This window comes from Allobosea sp. (assembly GCF_030694325.1).
Taxonomy (GTDB): Bacteria; Pseudomonadota; Alphaproteobacteria; order Rhizobiales; family Beijerinckiaceae; genus Allobosea.
Genome location: NZ_JAUXYO010000218.1, coordinates 1 through 18,031 on the forward strand (window position 1 = coordinate 1; position 18,031 = coordinate 18,031).

Annotated in this window: 16 protein-coding genes; 12 read left to right on the forward strand and 4 right to left on the reverse strand. The window is 61.5% G+C overall.

Annotated elements, in window-relative coordinates; all coding sequences use genetic code 11:
- The 7 genes from Q8M82_RS14270 to Q8M82_RS14300 form a co-directional block, all read left to right on the forward strand.
- Positions 1 to 813 (forward strand): TrbL/VirB6 family protein (locus tag Q8M82_RS14270; RefSeq protein WP_305692001.1); only part of this gene is annotated, 813 nt, incomplete at its 5' end.
- 354 nt (positions 814 to 1,167) lie between these two features.
- On the forward strand, positions 1,168 to 1,839 hold the full coding sequence (locus Q8M82_RS14275) for a VirB8 family type IV secretion system protein (protein ID WP_305692002.1): 672 nt from the start codon (positions 1,168 to 1,170) through the stop codon (positions 1,837 to 1,839).
- Positions 1,836 to 2,696, forward strand: coding sequence for a P-type conjugative transfer protein VirB9 (gene virB9, locus Q8M82_RS14280; RefSeq protein ID WP_305692003.1), 861 nt, complete (start codon positions 1,836 to 1,838; stop codon positions 2,694 to 2,696). The genes Q8M82_RS14275 and virB9 overlap by 4 nt, the downstream gene beginning before the upstream one ends.
- A 10-nt stretch (positions 2,697 to 2,706) precedes the next feature.
- Positions 2,707 to 3,870, forward strand: a complete 1,164-nt coding sequence (gene virB10 / locus Q8M82_RS14285) for a type IV secretion system protein VirB10 (RefSeq protein ID WP_371126367.1) — start codon at positions 2,707 to 2,709, stop codon at positions 3,868 to 3,870.
- Positions 3,867 to 4,961, forward strand: coding sequence for a P-type DNA transfer ATPase VirB11 (virB11, locus tag Q8M82_RS14290; RefSeq protein ID WP_305692005.1), 1,095 nt, complete (start codon positions 3,867 to 3,869; stop codon positions 4,959 to 4,961). The genes virB10 and virB11 overlap by 4 nt, the downstream gene beginning before the upstream one ends.
- Positions 4,927 to 6,864, forward strand: coding sequence for a type IV secretory system conjugative DNA transfer family protein (locus Q8M82_RS14295; RefSeq protein ID WP_305692006.1), 1,938 nt, complete (start codon positions 4,927 to 4,929; stop codon positions 6,862 to 6,864). Before virB11 ends, Q8M82_RS14295 begins: the two co-directional genes overlap by 35 nt.
- Positions 6,854 to 7,981: an LPD7 domain-containing protein gene (locus Q8M82_RS14300; protein ID WP_305692007.1), complete on the forward strand. Its 1,128-nt coding sequence runs from the start codon at positions 6,854 to 6,856 to the stop codon at positions 7,979 to 7,981. The genes Q8M82_RS14295 and Q8M82_RS14300 overlap by 11 nt, the downstream gene beginning before the upstream one ends.
- A 168-nt stretch (positions 7,982 to 8,149) precedes the next feature.
- Here Q8M82_RS14300 and Q8M82_RS14305 read toward each other — a convergent pair whose 3' ends face one another.
- The 3 genes from Q8M82_RS14305 to Q8M82_RS14315 form a co-directional block, all read right to left on the reverse strand.
- Positions 8,150 to 10,558, reverse strand: coding sequence for a heavy metal translocating P-type ATPase (locus Q8M82_RS14305; RefSeq protein ID WP_305692008.1), 2,409 nt, complete (start codon positions 10,556 to 10,558; stop codon positions 8,150 to 8,152).
- 62 nt (positions 10,559 to 10,620) lie between these two features.
- The gene (locus Q8M82_RS14310) at positions 10,621 to 11,121 is read right to left on the reverse strand and encodes a hypothetical protein (RefSeq protein ID WP_305692009.1); all 501 of its coding nucleotides are present in this window, start codon (positions 11,119 to 11,121) and stop codon (positions 10,621 to 10,623) included.
- A 134-nt stretch (positions 11,122 to 11,255) separates the two neighbouring features.
- Positions 11,256 to 11,741 (reverse strand): DUF305 domain-containing protein, encoded by a 486-nt coding sequence (locus tag Q8M82_RS14315; protein ID WP_305692010.1) that lies wholly within the window; start codon positions 11,739 to 11,741, stop codon positions 11,256 to 11,258.
- A 1,196-nt stretch (positions 11,742 to 12,937) separates the two neighbouring features.
- Between Q8M82_RS14315 and Q8M82_RS14320 the strand changes: the two genes are divergently transcribed.
- The 5 genes from Q8M82_RS14320 (at position 12,938) to Q8M82_RS14340 (ending at position 17,633) form a co-directional block, all read left to right on the forward strand.
- A complete protein-coding gene (locus Q8M82_RS14320) occupies positions 12,938 to 13,324 on the forward strand; it encodes a copper-binding protein (protein ID WP_305692011.1) in 387 nt (128 codons plus the stop codon).
- 20 nt (positions 13,325 to 13,344) lie between these two features.
- The gene (locus Q8M82_RS14325) at positions 13,345 to 14,214 is read left to right on the forward strand and encodes a Spy/CpxP family protein refolding chaperone (protein ID WP_305692012.1); all 870 of its coding nucleotides are present in this window, start codon (positions 13,345 to 13,347) and stop codon (positions 14,212 to 14,214) included.
- A gap of 295 nt (positions 14,215 to 14,509) precedes the next feature.
- Complete coding sequence (locus Q8M82_RS14330) at positions 14,510 to 16,150, forward strand: FAD-binding oxidoreductase (protein WP_305692013.1); 1,641 nt, start codon at positions 14,510 to 14,512, stop codon at positions 16,148 to 16,150.
- A gap of 2 nt (positions 16,151 to 16,152) precedes the next feature.
- On the forward strand, positions 16,153 to 16,797 hold the full coding sequence (locus Q8M82_RS14335) for an iron reductase (RefSeq protein WP_305692014.1): 645 nt from the start codon (positions 16,153 to 16,155) through the stop codon (positions 16,795 to 16,797).
- A 5-nt stretch (positions 16,798 to 16,802) separates the two neighbouring features.
- Positions 16,803 to 17,633: a cytochrome c3 family protein gene (locus Q8M82_RS14340; protein ID WP_305692015.1), complete on the forward strand. Its 831-nt coding sequence runs from the start codon at positions 16,803 to 16,805 to the stop codon at positions 17,631 to 17,633.
- 292 nt (positions 17,634 to 17,925) lie between these two features.
- On the opposite strand, the gene Q8M82_RS14345 is transcribed toward Q8M82_RS14340, so the two are convergent.
- The coding region (locus Q8M82_RS14345; RefSeq protein ID WP_305692016.1) for a transposase domain-containing protein at positions 17,926 to 18,031 on the reverse strand (106 nt) is incomplete at its 5' end.

Sequence of the window (18,031 nt, forward strand, 5' to 3'; positions counted from 1 at the left end):
CCAGTGGCCGACTTTTACGCCGCCCGCGCGACCACAAACGGTGGCGCCTCACTGGATGGTTTTGTCACCGCCCTGCACACATCGAACGCAAGCTCGTTCCAGCAGTACGTGACCAATCTCTTCTTCACGTCTTTGCCACAAGAGATCGGGAATGCTTTGGCGGGATCCGCGCTCGACACATCCTCGGGCCAACCGTTCGACCGCCTCCTTACCAAAGGCATCGAAGTGTCTCAGAAAATCTATGAGCAGGCTGGGCTGACTACGATTGCGCCAGCACTGATTGCGGCCATCCTCGCGGTTTTCACCGCCGTATCGGGCTTCCTGCAGTTCGCCATCCTGCTCTATGCCAAGATCGGCTTGGCAGTCGTTATCGCGCTCGGGCCGATCTTTATCGCGCTCGCCTTATTCGAGGCCACGCGACCGTTCACAGAAGCCTGGACTCGTCAGGTCGCGAACTTCCTGATCCTGCATGTGCTCGTCGTTGCACTGGTCGGGCTGATGCTGACGTCGGTGCAGGGCTTCGTCGAGAAGTATGGGGCCAGCACGACGACCGGCGGCGGGCTGATGGTTGGAGCGGTCGCGATCAGCGCGGTACTCGGTCTCGCCGCCTACATTGCTCTGCAACTCCCGGCCATCGCCGGCGGTCTTGCCGGCGGCGGTGCATCGCTCGCAGCACGCGTCGTCACCAGCGCCATCACTGCGAACGCAGCCTCTGCCGCCGTCGGCGCTTATGCCGGCGCGCGAACCGCGGCCAGCCGCACGGCGGCGAGGATCCGCGAGCGACGACAGGGTGGCGAGATCAGACGCGTCTGATTGTCCCCTCCACACCAGGAACAACCGCATCCGCGCAAGGATGCTGAGAAGGATTTGCTTCGATGAGATGTCGCGTGATTGCTAGCCTCGTGCTGGCCACGGTGGTGACAGGCTGCGCCGGCTGGAACAAGGGCGCACCGTCCTGTGACGGCTCGGCCAAGCGCCCGCTCAACCGGTCGCTTTGGGACTGGGAGGCAACGCCCCCGCCTGCAACGCAGCCTGAGGTGCCTGTGGTCAAACGGCTCGGCCAGGCCCAGCAAGAGCTGCCCGCCAAAGGCACTGGTCAAGCTGCCACAGCCTGGTCTGCCTTCGACTTCGCGCGCTCGTTTCGGCCTTGTATCGAGGCGACGCGCCATGGTTAGGCCCGACGATCTGAAGGACTACTTCGATAATGCACGGCGCTGGGAGCAGGACCTCCTGCTGACGGCGCAGCGCTCAAAGCGGCTGGCCTGGTTCGTGGCGACGGCGGCATGCGTGCTCGCGACGGCCGCCGTTGGCGCAGTTGCAGCGCTCGCGCCGCTGAAGACCGTCGAACCCTTCGTCATCCGCGTCGACAACGCGACCGGCATTGTCGAGACGGTCTCGGCGCTGGGCACGTCGCCGCGGACGTACGACGAGGCGGTGACCAAGTATTTCCTCGGTCGCTACGTCCGCTCGCGCGAAGGCTACAGCCAGGCCGAGGCCGCCAGCAATTTCCAGACGGTGGCGCTCCTGTCCTCGCAGGCCGAGCAGGCGCGCTTTGCCGCCGTCTATCGCGGCTCGAACCCGGAAAGTCCGCAGGTGCTGCATGGGCGCTTCGGCGTCGCAGAAGTCCGCATCAAGGCGATCTCGCTCCTGGCCGACAACCTCGCCTCCGTCCGCTTCTTCAAGGAAAGCCGTAAGGGTGAGGAGATCAAGGTGACCCATTGGATCGCGACGCTGACCTTCGCCTATGTCAACGCGCCGGTCTCCTCGACCGATCGCCTGATCAACCCGCTCGGCTTCCTCGTCTCGGAGTACCGCGCCGATCCGGAGGTCGCGCCATGAATCGCTGCTCGATCGCGGTCGCAGGCGGCTTGGTGCTGGCGCTTGGCCTCGGCGTGCCATCGCTGGCCCTGCAGCTCCCGACGGCCGGCGCGCGCGACGAGCGCGTGCGTTTCGTCGCCTATGACCCAGGCAATGTCGTCAAGGTCAACGGAGTTATCCGGGCCTCGACCCAAGTGATCTTCGCCGAGGATGAGGAAATCGCCCATGTCGCGATCGGCGACTCGATCGCCTGGGAGGTCGCGCCGGCCGGCTCGATCCTGTTCCTCAAACCCCGCGAAAAGCACCCGCCGACCAATCTGCAGGTCGTCACTACGCGTCGCGACGGACGCAAGCGCTCCTACCAGTTCGAGCTTTCGATCGCGGAAGCCTCGCTGAGGGAGAGTTATTTCGTCGTGAAGTACTCTTACCCAGCGGATGAAGCCGATCGCCGTCGCGCCGAGAACGAAGCCCGCGGCCAGCAGCGCGAAGGCGCGGTCATCGACCAGACGTTCGATCTTCACCAGCAATACGGCGCGCGCAATTGGCGCTTCTCGGCGCAGGGGCCGGCCGATCTCGAACCCGATGGCGTCTTCGACGACGGAAAAGTCACGAGCTTCCGCTTCGCGGGCAATCGCGAGGTGCCGGCAATCTACATGGTCGGCTCGGACGGCGCGGAAAGCCTCGTGCCCAAGGACGTTCGCGGCGAGGTTGTCGTGGTGCATGCCACGGCGCGCGAGTTCCGGCTGCGACGCGGCAATGAGGTGCTGTGCATCTTCAACGAAGCCTTTGACGCCGTCGGCGTGAACCCGGGCACCGGCACGACGAGCCCCAGCGTTGCCCGCACGCAAAAGCAGCCAGTGCCCGCGCGGCGACGCTGAGGAGCATGTCATGACTGATCAAACAGCATCATCCGGCGTCGAGGGCGAACGCGGCATCACGCCGGTCTCCGGACCAGTCGAGGGCTCGGGCCGAGCGCTCGCCAAACGCGGCATTGGCGCGGCCGCGCTGATCGCGTTTTCGGTCCTGGTGATCTGGAGCACTTGGAAATCGGAAAGACCCGTCGAGCAGGGCGGCGCCAAGCCCATCATCCGCCAGACGACGCCCTTCGAGCCGGCACGCGAACCGCCGGCGCCGGCTCCTGTCCAGCAGGCGGCCCTGCCGGTCCTGCCGCCTCAACTCGCACCTGCCGCTGCTCCGCAGACAGACAAGCTGATGGAGAGCGCTCGGCGTGCGCCAGTACTCGCCTTCAATCGGCCAAGTCGCGGATCGTCCAGCGACGGGGCAGGGCAGGGGGCCGCTCTCCCGGGTTCGGCTCTTCTCGCAAGCTCTGCCGAGCCGCGCAACGAGTTGGCCGACAAGCTGAAAGCGACCACCATTGAGGGCGTGCGCGCCTCTCGCCTGCCGAATCGCAATCTCCTGGTGACGCAGGGCACCGCCATCCCTTGCGTGCTCGAGACCGCGATGTCGTCGGATGTGCCGGGATTCGTCTCTTGTACAGTGCTGCGCGATGTCCTGTCGGATTCCGGCCACGTCGTGCTGATGGAGAAAGGCACGCAGATCGTGGGGGAATATCGCGGCCAGGTCCGAAAGGGCTCCAAGCGGATGTTCGTGCTCTGGACGCGGGCAAAAACCCCGACCGGCGTCATCGTCGCGCTGGCCTCGCCCGCCACCGATGCACTCGGCCGCGCCGGCTTCGACGGTGAGATCGACACCCATTTCTGGGAGAGGTTCGGTGCAGCTCTGCTGCTCTCGATCGTCAGCGACGCAGCTGCGATCGGCCGCCAGCAGCTCGACGATGCGGATATCGAGATCCGCAACACGTCGGGCGCGGCCAACACGGCTGCGGGCATCGCCGTCGAGCGCTCGATCGACATACCCCCGACACTGAACAAGAACCAGGGCGAGCGCGTGAACATCTTTGTCGCCCGCGATCTCGATTTTTCCTCTGTCTACGATCTCAAGCGGATCGAAAGCCGCGCGCGGATTTTGGATCGTACGGTACCTGGCATCGATGCCGGTGTGGCGTCTGGCTCGCGAGTCACGAAGCCATGACGGCACTCTCGACATTGCCGATTGATGCGCAGCCCGTCGTAACGCTTGCGCCGGCGGCGCCGACCACGCCAAGCGCTTCCGAGCGCCGCGCCAATCGGATTGTGCTGGAGCGCTATCTCGCGCCGCTCGCGCGGTTCCTGTCCCAATCCGAGCTGACGGAGATCGTCGTCAACCGACCAGGCGAGGTGTTTACGGAAGGGCCGGACGGTTGGCAGCGCCATGAGTCAGCCGATCTCAGTCACGCCCATCTCATGCATCTGGCGACCGCTGCTGCCGGCTACACCCGACAGGATATCGCCTCCGACCATCCGATCGTCTCGACGACGCTACCGGGCGAGGAGCGCTGCCAGATCGTCGTGCCACCAGCGGTACCGGCAGGAACCGTCAGCCTGACCATCCGAAAGCCCTCGACGGTCACGATGACGCTTGAGGATTTCGAGGAGCGCGACCTATTCTCCGACATTGGTGTGACCAGCGATGATCTCTCGGATGACGAGACCGAGCTGGTTCGCCTGCGAGACGCAGGGCAGTGGCGAGAATTCCTGGCGCTGGCTGTTCGCAGCCGCCGCAACATCATCATCTCCGGCGCGACTGGCTCCGGCAAAACCACGCTGTCGAAGGGTCTGATTGCTCAGATTCCGGCGGCCGAGCGCCTCGTCACGATCGAGGACACGGCCGAACTGGTCGTGCCGCAGCCCAATCATGTCCGTCTGCTCTATGCCAAAGACGGGCAGGGCCTCGCCAAAGTAGGTCCACGCGAGCTGCTGGAATCCTGCCTGCGCATGCGGCCCGACCGAATCCTGCTGCAAGAACTGCGCGACGGCACCGCCTTCTTCTACCTGCGCAATGTGAACTCCGGGCATCCAGGCTCGATAACGACGGTGCATGCCGACACAGCGCGGCTCGCCTTCGAGCAGCTGACGCTGCTGGTGAAGGAGAGCGCGGAGGGCCGGGATCTGGCCCGCGACGATATCCGCAACCTGCTGCGCCAGACCGTCGACATCGTCATCCAGATGAAACGCGAGCATGGCCGCTTCCGCATCACGGAGATCGACTATGACCCCGCTCGAAAGCGCCTCGCCAGCGCGTAGGGTGGTGCTCCGGATCGCGCTCGCGCTTACCGGCATCGCCATATTCCTGTTCGTCGGCTCCAACGTCCTGCTGCTAGGCCTTCGCAGCCATGATGGCGGGTTCCACTGGAACGAGCTTGCGATCGCTTGGCTGCATTACGGCACGAACGATCGCCTCGATCGCTGGATCACTTTTGGCACGCTGGCCGGCACGATCGCGGCCTTCGGGCTGATGGGCCTGATCCTACGGACGAAACCACGCCCGCTGCATGGCGAAGCGCGGTTCGCCACCGAGCGCGACATCCGCAACGCAGGTCTGAGGTCAAAGCAGGGAATTCTACTCGGCCGGAAAGACGGAAAGTTCCTGTGCTTCGGCGGGCCTGAGCACGTCATGGTCTATGCCCCGACGCGATCCGGCAAGGGCGTTGGCTATGTCATCCCGAACCTGCTGAACTGGCCGGACTCCATCGTCGCACTTGACGTCAAGAAGGAGAACTTTGACCGCACGGCAGGCTTCCGGGAGGCGAGCGGTCAGGCGGTCTTCCTCTTCGATCCCCTCGACGAGCAAGGCTGCACCGCCCGCTACAACCCGTTGGCTTATGTCCGTCGCGATCCTGTCGATCTCTATGACGATCTCCAGCGCATCGCGGTCATGCTCTTCCCGGCTGAAAACCGGGCCGACCCGTTCTGGTTCGAAACCGCGCGATCGGCCTTCGTCGCGATCGGCGGCTATGTCGCGGAGACGCCGGGCCTGCCGCTCACCATCGGCGAAGTCCTGCGACAGCTTTCCGCCTCGAGCGATCTGAAGGCGCATTTTCTGACCACGATGAAGGAGCGTGCCAAGAGCACGGCGCCGCTGTCGTCCCACTGCGTCGGTGCGCTCAACGACTTCCTGTCGGCTTCCGAAAACACGATGAACTCGGTCCGCAAAACAACGACGGCGCGACTCGGCCTTTGGCTCAATCCGCGCATCGATGCCGCCACATCGGCGAATGATTTCGACCTGCGCGAGCTACGCTCTCGGCCGATGTCGATCTACCTCGGTGTTACGCCCGACAACCTCGATCGGATGGCGCCGCTGCTGAACATGTTCTTTCAGCAGGTCATCGATCTGAACAGCCGCGAGCTGCCGGAGCAGAACCCAAAGCTCAATCGCCGCGTCCTACTGCTGCTCGACGAGTTTCCGGCGCTCGGCCATGTCGGCGTGCTCGCGAAATCCGTCGCCTTTGTCGCAGGCTATGGCATTCGCCTGCTCACCATCATCCAGAGCCCGGCGCAGCTTCGGGCGATCTATGGTCCCGATCTCGCCAAGACGATCATGACCAACCATGCGATCGAGGTCGTGTTCGCGCCCAAGGAGCAGGACGTCGCCAACGAGCTTTCGGAGCGGATCGGCTACGACACCGTGCAGGCGAAAAGCCGCTCGCGGCCCTGGGGTCTGTCATCGGGAAAGCGCAGCGAGTCGGTCTCGGACCAGCGCCGCGCGCTTATGCTGCCGCAGGAACTCAAGCTGATCCCAGCATCAAAAGCGTTCATCCTTGCGACCAGCGTGCCGCCGATCATCTGCGAGAAGATCATCTATTACGAGGATGCCGCTTTTACCGCACGGCTGAAACCCGCTCCGATGATCGCGCCCAATCGCGGCCCCTCGAACATGCTGCTGGCGAGCGAGATCATCGAGCTCAAGTCCGCGGTCGCCGAGTTGCAGGCGACATTTCGGACCCGGCCGATGACAGATGAGGAAATCGCCGACCCGTTGCTCATCCCTGACGATGCGACGTTTGATTTCGGCGACGTCGCGGTCGATCTGGAAGGTCTGTCAGAAGACGAGTTGAAGGACTGGTGTTCTCAGGTGATCGATGCGGCGATCATCCCGGCGAAGGAAACTGGCGGATCGGTGAGGGAGGTGCGCCGTGCAAGGTGACCGGCAGAATCAGAACGAGTTCACGATCGAACGCGGTCGTGAAAAAAATCCGAGCGGCGCCAGATCGTCATCGCGTGGCGGCGCGTCGAGCGTGCCTCCGCGCGAGGGGCGAGCAAGCCAAGCCGCATTTGACCTGGACGGGAGCGGTCAGCGCCAGCCTAAAAGCGGAATGCCAGATCGACTCCGGCGCAAATACTATGTCGCCGAAGCGGGCGCAGGCGACGAAGCGAAGGTCTATGCCGATCCCAGAGGCGAGTACCTTGCCTTCAAGGTCTCGGCCGAGCGCATGGCGACGCGGCTTGAAGATGCTGCGGTGGTTCGAGACATGGTTTCGATCGCGCAGCATCGCGGCTGGAAGGAGGTCGAGCTGCGCGGATCGGAGGAGTTCCGGCGGACAGCCTGGATCGAGGCCTCGGCGCGCGGGTTGTCGGTTCGCGGCTATGAGCCCGATCCGGTCGATCGAGCCGCGCTCGCGTTTCGAGCGAAGCCTGAGATGCGTTCGACTAGAACTCCGCAGAGCCCGCAGACACCCGAAGCCGGCGCCTCCGAAACGGTAACCGTAGACGGCGTCAAGACGACGAGGCCAATCGACGTGACGGTCATGCCGCCAGAATCCCACCATACAAGGTCCGGTCTTGCACGTGAGCGCCAGAAAACTGCGGAGCCGCGAAACTGGAGTGCCGCCAAAGATACGGCCGTTTCGGTCGATTGGCATGATCGAGGAAAATCAGAGAGGCCCACAGCTACGATCGAGCTTGCAGCGCTAGACGCCGGAACATCACAGCGACCGCAGCAAGAACAGTGGCACGCCCGCGCCGATCGGTTTTGGGCGGCAGATTCCAAACAAGTCGCGGGAGATGATGCCGTCAAGGCTGCCCGGTCACAGATCGCAGCAATCGAACGTGCGCTCGCCAAGGCTGTTCGTGACCCCGCCACACGACAGTCAATTGTGGATTTTGCGAAGGAGCGGATTGCTCGGGAGCTCGAGAAGGGGCGGGAGTTCGCACGCGTTCAGGTGCGCGCGAAACAACCGGTCCAGAGCGAAGATAAAAGCTTTCGCCCAGTGCAGTTCTCTCAGGACCGGTCAAATCAACCCAGATCAGAACGCGATCGCTGAACGAGCCTCGATCGTTTATGAAAATGCTAACAAGGCTTCACTGAGTATTTTCCGAGCCTAGCTGTTCAGTCCCGGCGCGGAAGGCTGTCGAACGCCAGCACGCGGTTTAGAAACGGGCTGTTTCGCAACTTTGTAGTCCAGGCGACAACGCAGTTTGTAGGCGAGCCCTCAGATCCTGATCGTTTTAAGCCGGATCGCATTGCCAATAACGCTGACTGACGACAGGGCCATGGCTGCCGCTGCGATGATCGGCGAGAGCAGGATACCGAAGATCGGATAGAGCACGCCGGCTGCGATCGGGATGCCGGCGGCGTTGTAGACGAACGCGAAGAACAGGTTCTGGCGGATATTGCTCATCGTCGCCTGCGACAGGCGCCTGGCCCGCACGATCCCGTTCAGATCGCCCTTGAGTAGGGTCAGGCCCGCGCTTTCGATGGCGACGTCGGTGCCCGAGCCCATGGCAATCCCGACATCGGCCGCAGCCAGCGCAGGCGCGTCGTTGACGCCATCGCCGGCCATAGCAACGACGCGTCCCTCGCGCTTGAGCTTCTCCACGACGGCGCTCTTCTGTTCCGGCAGGACATCAGCTTCGATCTCCGTGATGCCGAGCCGACGCGCCACGGCTTCCGCCGTCGTCTTGTTGTCGCCGGTCAGCATGACGACTCGGATGCCTTCTTCCTTCAGCGCCGCCAGGGCCGAAGGCGTCGATTCCTTCACCGGGTCGGCGATGGCGATCGTGCCTGCCGCTTGCCCGTCTATGCCGATGAAGATCGCGGTCGCGCCGTCCCGCCGCAGGTCGTCGGCGGCCTTCGCGAGGGGCGCGACATCGACGCCGTGCTCGACCATGAACGCGGCGTTGCCGAGCACCACCTTGCGGCCGTCGACCGTGCCAAGTGCGCCTTTACCAGTCGGCGAGTCGAACTCCGTGACCATGGCGGTCCCGAGGTTCCGAGCGACGGCCGCCGCTACGATGGCGACCGCCAGCGGATGTTCGCTGGCTTTCTCGACGCTTGCGGCGAGCCTGAGGATCTGTGTCTCTTCGAAGCCCTCCGAGGGGACGATCGCGGTGACTGCCGGTTTGCCCTCGGTCAGCGTGCCCGTTTTATCGACCACGAGGGTATCGACCTTCTCCATGCGCTCAAGCGCTTCGGCGTTCTTGATGAGGACGCCGACTTCGGCGCCGCGCCCCACGCCGACCATGATCGACATCGGCGTTGCGAGCCCCAGTGCGCAGGGGCAGGCAATGATGAGCACCGAGACGGCCGCGACGAGCCCGAAGGCCAGGCGTGGCTCGGGGCCCCAGATCGCCCAGGCTCCAAAGGCGAGTAAAGCCATCGCGATGACGACCGGTACGAAGTACCCTGCGACCTGATCGGCGAGTCGTTGAATCGGCGCGCGGCTGCGCTGCGCCTTCGCGACGAGCTGAACGATCTGCGCCAGCATGCTGTCATGACCGACGCGCCTCGCCTCGATGATCAGGCTGCCCGACTGGTTCATTGTGCCGCCGATGACCAGATCGCCGACGGTTTTCGTGGTCGGCATCGACTCGCCGGTGACCATCGATTCATCAATGGAGCTTCGTCCTTCGACGACGTCGCCATCGACCGGAACCTTCTCGCCCGGTCGGACGCGCAGGCGGTGCCCGACCGCGACGGCATCGAGCGTGACCTCCTCCTCGCGGCCGTCGTCGAGGATGCGGCGAGCGGTCTTCGGGGCGAGGTCGAGCAGAGCCCGGATGGCTCCGCTGGTGCTCTCGCGGGCGCGCAGTTCCAGAACCTGCCCGAGCAGGACGAGGACGGTAATCACGGCAGCGGCTTCGAAATAGACCGCGACCGAGCCGTCCATGTTTCTGAAGGCTGGCGGGAAGATCGCCGGGGCGAGGGTGGCGACCACGCTGTAGATCCAGGCTACGCCCGTTCCCATGGCGATGAGCGTGAACATGTTGAGGTTGAGGGTCAGGAGCGACTGCCAGCCGCGCTCGAAGAACGGCCACCCGGCCCAGAGTACGACAGGCGTCGCCAGAGCGAGCTGGATCCAGTTGGACAGGTTGCGGGGTATCAGGTGATCGAGCCCGGTCAGATGCCCGCCCATCTCGATGGCAAAGACAGGCAGCGTCAGGACGAGCCCAATCCAGAACCGCCGCGTCATGTCGATTAGTTCGGCGTTGGGCTTGGCCTCGGCGCTGACGACGACCGGCTCCAGCGCCATCCCGCAGATCGGGCACGCGCCGGGGCCGGCCTGCCGGATTTGAGGATGCATCGGGCATGTGTAGATCTCGTCCTTCGAGGCATTTTGCGTCACCGCCTTCGTTGGTTCCGTGGCCAAGTATTTCAGGGGTTGCGCAACGAATTTCGTCCGGCAGCCCGAAGAGCAGAAGTGATAAGGCTTGCCCTCGAAGTCGGCATGATGAGGCGTCGTCGCGGGATCGACGGACATGGCGCAGACAGGATCCTTCTCATCACGCGCCGTCTTCAGGCTTGAGGTGCCGTGGCCGTGGCTTGTCGCTATCGCGCCTGGCGCAGGCCTCGACGAGGGTGCCGAGTTCGGCCCTGCAGCAGCGACGTGGTCGGCATTCATGGAGGGCCTCTATTGGGTTGTCCGGTTGGGCGGCCGGTAGGTCGGGCCCTCTTCGACGATGGTCACACGCTCCTTGGATCGGCAGGCGGCGCGGTATCTGGATTAAGTGATGTAGGCCGACCGCTCATGCCGGCGCGCATCGCCAGCCACATGGCCAACGCAGGCACGAAGACCCATTGCAGCACCGGTGTGAGGCCCAGCCGAAAGCCGAACAGGTCGAGGACAGGCATCCATTCGGAATAGGACCAGGACGTCCAAACGACGGTGTTGAGCCATTCGCTGAAGATCGTATAAGCGAGGCCGAAGATCAAGGTCAGTGCGATAACCGGCCAATGCCGCTGCGCGGGAAAATCAATGTCGCCCAAAACAACTAGCGCCGCCACGATAGCGGCGGTCGTGATGATCAGATCACCTGCGGTGCAATGCGCTATGGCAAAGGCCTGCTCGCGCAGCGAGCCAGTGGACCAGATCGTGTAAAGCGGGAGTTGCACGATTTCCCACGCCAAGTGCCCGATCGCGCTTGCCGCAAGATAGCGCCGCAGCCAAGAGAGCCAGCTTGGCATGGCACTGTTATTTTGTGATCGACTTGTACAACCGAGGAGCAACGCACCGGCTTCCGTAAAAACGCTTGCTCGCAGAATGCCTGAAGTAAGACATCCTGCGAGTATTTATAAAATCGAGGCCAAGCTGAGATAGACTAGTTAGCTTTCATCTTTGCAACGCGCGTTGTCATTTCGGCTATTTCGGCCTTCTGATCGCTGATGATTTTCTCGGCCATTTTCTTCGAGGCTTCGTCCTTGCCAAATTTGATCTCGACGTTTGCCATATCGATTGCGCCCTGATGGTGAACGATCATACCGCAGTTAAAAGCAAGATCAGGGTCTTTGATCTGGTGTGTCGCCATCATCGGCATGTTCATCTTCATCATCGCTTGCATTGAAGCCTTCTGGGCATCGGTCATGGCCGCCTGGCCCATTCCTGACATGCTCATGCCTTCCATCATTTTGGACATGTCCATACCGTCCATCATTTTCGGCATCTTCGCATCCTTCAGTGCATCCCTACACACCTGGGGAAGAACGGACATGTCGCCCGCCATACCCTTCATGGTGCCGTCCTGAGCCATAGCGGAGTTGCCGATAAGGCCAACAGCGGCAATCGACACCAGCAGTGAGTAACGCATCAAATTCTCCAGTGCGGTTTAGCCTTTGCCCCTCCTGGGGAAAGGACGAGCCCAAAAACGTAAAACCAAAACGTGGGCCCTTCGTTCCGTCCAAAATGCTAATTGCGATGCGAGCGGATATTGGCGTTCTGCTGACAGCGCTCGTGTCCCCCGGTGTTAAAACATGCCGAAACACCACTTGGGACACCAAAGTTATTACTCCAAGTGCCTAATAGATCCGAGTAGACGCGCCAGCTCTTAGCACCTGGACGCGGATGACCATAAGAAATGGCGGCTCCGCCAAACATGGTTTGGGGCGCGCGAATGCGATCCCGCGAGGCTCTACCAAGATGGATGGCGATGCCTTCTTGCGATCACGCTCGACCTGATCCAGCCATTGAACGCCGCTCATGCCGGCGAGGGTCTGTGCTTGCAGTAGGGGGGAATGCAGAAACACTAGGCCGACTACCGCCGCAAACATCCGAAATCTAGCTCGGGTCATAGGAACTCCTATGGGTTCGAGATTATGCGTACGACTGGGCGCGCGGATTTTGGAGGGTCGGAAACTACCTACGCTGGGCTGCGGCGGGGTTGTCGAACGATGATTTCGGGAGCTGGAACCAGCGCCGGTGCGTGGTTTTGCATAGGCGGCGACGATCTTGCGACAATGGGAAGTTTCTTGGGCTTACCGCCCCGGTTTGTCGGAGGTTCAAGGTCTTGGAGAACGGGGAGCCTTGACAAGTTTGACGACGAACAAGTTTTCCCCGAGCCCCGCACCTGTGCTGTCGGGATGGTTCTGGATTATGCAAGGGCCGTATCTCCGATCATGATATTTGATGGCCGCCCAACCGTTCTCGAAGGCGCGCTCCAACAATGACCGCGTCGCCCTCCGCGGCGCCGGTGACAAGGTCGCCCAACGGCCGCTCGCGTTCTAGGACGCCGTCGGCCGCGCAATAGCCTAAGAGCAAGCCATCGGCACGGGGACCGGATCTCACTGTACAAGGCTGCAGCAAGTAGGTAATTTCCGAGCCTGTCCGCGAAGCTTTGGATGCTGGTATTCTAGGGGCCGTTTTATGTGAGGTCTCGAGGCCTCATGAAGCTCGAGACCGCCTCTGAGTAAGCGTGGCTTTGACGTAGATCAAGGCATCGCGCTCCAGCGACGTCTATCTGAAAGCCGGATATCTCGGGCTGTCCTTTGCTACGAGAACGACTGATCAATGGAGGAAAAGATGCAGCGACATCATTTCATTTATGCCCTCGCGGCGGCGCTCGCCGCCTTCACAAGTGGTCAAGCCTTGGCTTCCATGAGTGGTATTGACTGGCTCAATCGAATGGAATTGATTCAGCGTTCTCAGGGGGATGGCGCGCGTAAGGTCCATGTCGATGTCAGTGTGGTGCGAGCTGATCCAGGAGTTGCCCTCACGGTTTTGCATCCGGAGATGCAAAGTCCAGATCGAAGCATCGCGATGCCTGCGATGGAGATGACTTTCCATCTCACCGATCCCACTCAAGCGCGAGGCATTCAAGCCGGAGACAAAGTCCATATTATTGTGGAGCGAGTACGAGGAGCGGTTCAAATCACTCGTGTGCGAAGAACACTCTAGTAATTCACAGAACGCTTTGAGTGTTAAACGAAATTAGTTACTATCATAATGATCGGAAAGGGCACGTCGTGAATAAGAATGCACTTAAGATTTCGATTGCTGCTTGTGCGGTTGCCGCAGTGTTTTCACCAGCGTTTGCCGCAAGCGACACATCGCGGCAATTCGCGATGATGGACATGATGCCTATGGCGGCACCGACGCCCATGGCGGGCGCTGCGCAGCAGCCCATGCCCGGTACTGGTGCTATGCCAGGCATGGCAATGCCCGGCGGTCAACCTGCCACTGCCGCCCCAGCGGCAGGTGCCATGGCAGGACGTGGCATGGATGACGACAAAATGCCGATGGAAAGTCGGATGCCTGCCGCGGGAGCCTCTCCCATGTCTATGGGACAGATGGCGCAACCTGCTCAGCCTGCCATGGGTCAATGTCCCATGATGAGCATGATGCAAGCGATGATGCGTCCGGGCGGCGCACAGCCTGGAATGGGAGCGATGACAGGCAATGCCGCACCGACCAACTCAATGGCCGGTGGAGCAATGCCCGGCAACATGGTGCAGCAAGGCAGCTCTGCTGCTCGGCTGGAGGGGCGGATTGCATTCCTCCGCACCGAGCTGCGGATCACCGGCTCTCAAATGCCAAATTGGGAGACTTTCGCAACGGCACTCCGGGCCGGCCGCGAGCACTTGGATGCCGCTCGATCCGCATTGCAGGATAGCGGTTCTGCCGCCGAGCCAATGGCACGGCTGGAATCCTATGAAAGCCATCTGAAAGAACGCCTCGAGGCTATGCATTCGACGCGTATGGCTTTCGGCGCTCTGTTCGGCCAGTTCGATGATGCACAAAAGCGGATGGCCACTTCCATGATGTTGCCGTTCATCGGGGCATTCTAACCGCATGCGTCGCAGGAGCTTATGCTGCGGCATCTTTTCAGTTGCGCTAATGGGCGCGGCATTCTTCGGTGCCGCATCGGCGCAGTCTGACCCTGGAGAACACGACGGGCACCATCCAGGACAGTCCGCGCCGACAACTACGCTGCCGGTCCCTTCCGGCCCCGTCGGGGGGGCGTCGCGTTCCCCCCCCTCTTTGCCGGCTACCGGACCTGGCGGTCAGGGGGCCGCCGGCTGTAGCGGGATGATGGGCTGCATGGGTACCGGGGCTCGGCCATTCTATGCGAGCCTGTTGGACATGCCCGCGCTGACACCAGAGGCTCGTCGGTTCATCGAGGCCGAAGCCAACAACCGCATTGGATGGGGCTCACAAGCGATCAGTTCGGGCCAAGCGAGACTGCAAGACGCGTTAGCAGGAAACGATCCGACAGCCATACAGCAGGCAGCTGAGAAAATTCGAGAAGGCGTACTGCAGCTTCAAAGTGGCTCGGCCGCTCTGCGCGCGATCGCTGCGGGAATTGCGCCTAGGCAACTCGCTCTTGCTTGGTTCAAAGACCAAACTGGCGTTCAAAGCGCCGTTCCGATTCCGGCTGCATCTGGTTCGTGGGGGCTGTCCTGGTATCACCTAACGATGATGGCGTTCCTGGTCGCCTTCCTGGTCGGCGCTTTGCTGGTTCAATACGCTCGGATGCGAAAAATTGGTAGCCTAGTCCAGCGACTTACGCCGCTCTCGCCCGAAGCCGGACCAAATCAGCCGCCGAATAACAGCACCGCGTCAACGTCTTCTGCAGCAGCAAGCCCCGCGGCAACGAATCCTGCCCCTGCGATCGCAACTCGACCCTGGACGGGCGGCCTTCGTGTGGCTGCGATTTTTCGCGAGACGGCCGATGTCAAGACATTCAGGCTGTCGCGCCATGAGTCTGGACCTGTTCCGTTCACTTTCCTCCCAGGACAGTTCGTCACTTTCTCAGCTAAAATTGCCGATAAGGAAATTCGTCGTTCATACACGATCGCCTCCTCACCTACGCAGCGCGACTTTATAGAAATCACCGTAAAACGGGAGGAGCAGGGCCTCGAATCCCGTTATCTGCATGATCACGTCGCTGTGGGAGATACCATCGAGGTGTCAGGTCCTTACGGCAACTTTACTTTCTCTGGCACGGAGTCGGCTAGTATCGTTCTAATCAGCGGGGGAGTTGGCATCACGCCTATGATGTGCGTGTTACGCTATCTCACCGACCGCTCGTACCCCGGCGATATCTTTTTTTTACATGGTGCCCGCGCTGCGCGTGATTTCATTTTCCGCGAGGAACTTGAGTATCTTGAGAAGCGTCACGCCAACATGCATCTCGTGGCCACCATGGAAGAGACAGAGGAATCGTCTTGGCCAGGGGCGGTCGGGCGCATTTCCAAGGCGTTCATCGCGCAGGCCGTACCCGACATTGCGTGGCGCCGGGTCCATGTCTGCGGACCACCGGCGATGATGGAGGCTGTAAAGAAGCAGTTGCTTGAGCTCGGCGTCGCCTCCGAGAAAATCAAGACTGAGGCTTTTGGTCCCGCCCAAGGTCGGCCCCCGGCCCCTCCAACGCAGCAACCCGCCGCCGCTTCGCGAGCCCCGGCTGACATGGCACCTGAGCAGCCAAGTCCAACTGCCGCCGTCGTCGCATTGCCCACCGCTGGCACGACGGTCGAGTTCACAAGTTCAGGCAAGACAGCGCCACTTGGACCGGACCAGAGCGTGCTGGAGGCGGCCGAGTCGATCGGGGTGGAAATCGACTATTCCTGTCGTGTCGGCACCTGCGGCATTTGTGTCGTTCCGCTTACGGCCGGCAAGGTGACGATGGAGGTTGAGGAAGGCTTGCCGCCGGCTGAGAAAGCTCGGGGCATGATCTTGGCCTGCCAGGCGAAATCGGTTGGCAGCCTCGTGGTCGAGGCCTGAATGTGATCCAAAAGGAGCAGCTCACAGTTGGCCTGCTGCTGACAACGGTTGCGTTGTTCGCACCTGGCTTTCTGCTGCACGCCGCGCCACGCTTCCCAGGCAGTCTGGCCGGCAGCCTGCTCGGCATTTTAGGCGCTACCGCCATGGTTCTGTTGTTAGTTTTCTCGCTGGCGAAGCGTATGACTTGGTTGAAGGATCGCGTCTCATTGCCTGCCTTTCTCGCCTTCCATGTCTACACCGGCGCGATCGGCGCCTTATTCGGGATGCTCCATACCGGCCACAAATACCAAAGTCCGCTCGGGATGGCTTTGGTCACGGCAATGCTCACTCTGGTACTGAGCGGCTTCGTCGGTCGCTATTATTTAGTTCAGATCAGTATTGACATACGCGAGCAGCGGCAGAAACTCGGGACTCTTCGGATCCGTTACGACACGTTTGTTGCCAGAGGCTTGGTGGCTACTTGGCCCGACACGCCCATACCCACACTGATCGCTGCCATCGCAGATCTCGAAAACGCTATCGAACGCCGAGCAGTGCTGAAAACGGCCTGCTTGCGTTGGGTCATTTTGCACATTGTGGCTGCCATCGTCTTCTACCCGCTCCTGGCGTTGCACGTTTGGAGCGGCATTTATTATGGCCTCAGGTGAATGCCATGAAGCTGACCACCACTGTTTATGCCGTATTAGGCGCCGTTGGGCTGGTGGCAGCTATCGCTGTGCCGATAATGCTGTACCGAACCGGCTCGGAGACAGTTCCGCTATGGACTGCCGCAGTTATGCCAGGACAGCTGTCCCAAGCGCACGATTTCCTCGGCACGAAATGTGAAACCTGCCACACGCCGACCCAGGGGGTCGAAGCGGCCTCGTGTCTGACATGCCATGCCACCGCGGCGCCAGAGCTACTGACAAAGCCCTCGACAGCCTTTCATGCGAATGTCGGCACCTGCGCCGGCTGTCATGTCGAACACCAGGGCCGCGACCGCCGCCCGACGAACATGGATCACAGAGTGCTTTCTATCGCGGGGCACAGCAGACTAGCTGAACCCATTGGCGGCTTCCCACGAGATCGGCCGACTGGCGCCCGGCATGAATTTGAAAAGTTGAAGGCTTTCCTAGACCAAAGCGGCGCCGACTTAGTGGGGAACTTGACGCCGCGACCATTGCAGGCCGAGGCCTTGGCAACACTCGACTGCATTGGTTGCCACACCAATCAAGATCGACACCGAACGCTGTTCGGTCGTGAATGCCAAAGCTGCCATAATGTCGATGCGTGGAAGATAGCAGCTTTCCAGCACCCTTCTCCCCGCTCACAAGACTGCGCGCAATGTCATCAAGCTCCACCCAGCCACTACATGATGCATTTCGAGATGATGGATAAAGCAATAAGCGGGCAGGCTAACGCTCGGGTCGATCAGTGCTATAGCTGCCATCAGAGCGACTCATGGAATAATATTCGAGGCGCTGGATTCGTTAAGCATCACTAAATCAGTTGGAGTGATTTTGATGTCGATCTCACTTGATAAGTTTATCGCTCTAGCGATAGGGGTTTCTGTTTGCTTCGGCGGAGCCGGAACCAGTTCGCAAACCATCGCGATTGTAGGCACGGGCACAGCCTCATGTGCACAGTTCATCGAGGCCGTTTCCGTCCGGCCCTTCGAGGAGCGCGAATATTTCTCATGGGCGCAGGGTTATATGAGCGGTATTCTACTCAGCGCACCGGCGGGCGTGGACGAGGGCCTTTCACTCACGCCGGCAGCCTTACCGTATGCGGTGTTCTCAGGCCACGGCCTTGAGCGGTGGTGTGGCGTAGGCCCAAGGCAGCAGGTCATTGAGCTGGCTCTGGGGATGGCCGTCGACGATACGGGTGATGACGTCGACGAGG

What these genes read in the sequence shown, in the direction of transcription:
- Q8M82_RS14275 (WP_305692002.1), top strand. Translation starts at nt 1,168, where the DNA reads ATGGTTAGGCCCGACGATCTGAAGGACTACTTCGATAATGCACGGCGC.
- Q8M82_RS14305 (WP_305692008.1), bottom strand. Translation starts at nt 10,558, where the DNA reads ATGAATGCCGACCACGTCGCTGCTGCAGGGCCGAACTCGGCACCCTCG.
- virB9 (WP_305692003.1), top strand. Translation starts at nt 1,836, where the DNA reads ATGAATCGCTGCTCGATCGCGGTCGCAGGCGGCTTGGTGCTGGCGCTT.
- Q8M82_RS14320 (WP_305692011.1), top strand. Translation starts at nt 12,938, where the DNA reads ATGGAGGAAAAGATGCAGCGACATCATTTCATTTATGCCCTCGCGGCG.
- Q8M82_RS14310 (WP_305692009.1), bottom strand. Translation starts at nt 11,121, where the DNA reads ATGCCAAGCTGGCTCTCTTGGCTGCGGCGCTATCTTGCGGCAAGCGCG.
- Q8M82_RS14340 (WP_305692015.1), top strand. Translation starts at nt 16,803, where the DNA reads ATGAAGCTGACCACCACTGTTTATGCCGTATTAGGCGCCGTTGGGCTG.
- Q8M82_RS14315 (WP_305692010.1), bottom strand. Translation starts at nt 11,741, where the DNA reads ATGCGTTACTCACTGCTGGTGTCGATTGCCGCTGTTGGCCTTATCGGC.
- Q8M82_RS14330 (WP_305692013.1), top strand. Translation starts at nt 14,510, where the DNA reads ATGCCCGCGCTGACACCAGAGGCTCGTCGGTTCATCGAGGCCGAAGCC.
- Q8M82_RS14295 (WP_305692006.1), top strand. Translation starts at nt 4,927, where the DNA reads ATGACCCCGCTCGAAAGCGCCTCGCCAGCGCGTAGGGTGGTGCTCCGG.
- virB10 (WP_371126367.1), top strand. Translation starts at nt 2,707, where the DNA reads ATGACTGATCAAACAGCATCATCCGGCGTCGAGGGCGAACGCGGCATC.
- virB11 (WP_305692005.1), top strand. Translation starts at nt 3,867, where the DNA reads ATGACGGCACTCTCGACATTGCCGATTGATGCGCAGCCCGTCGTAACG.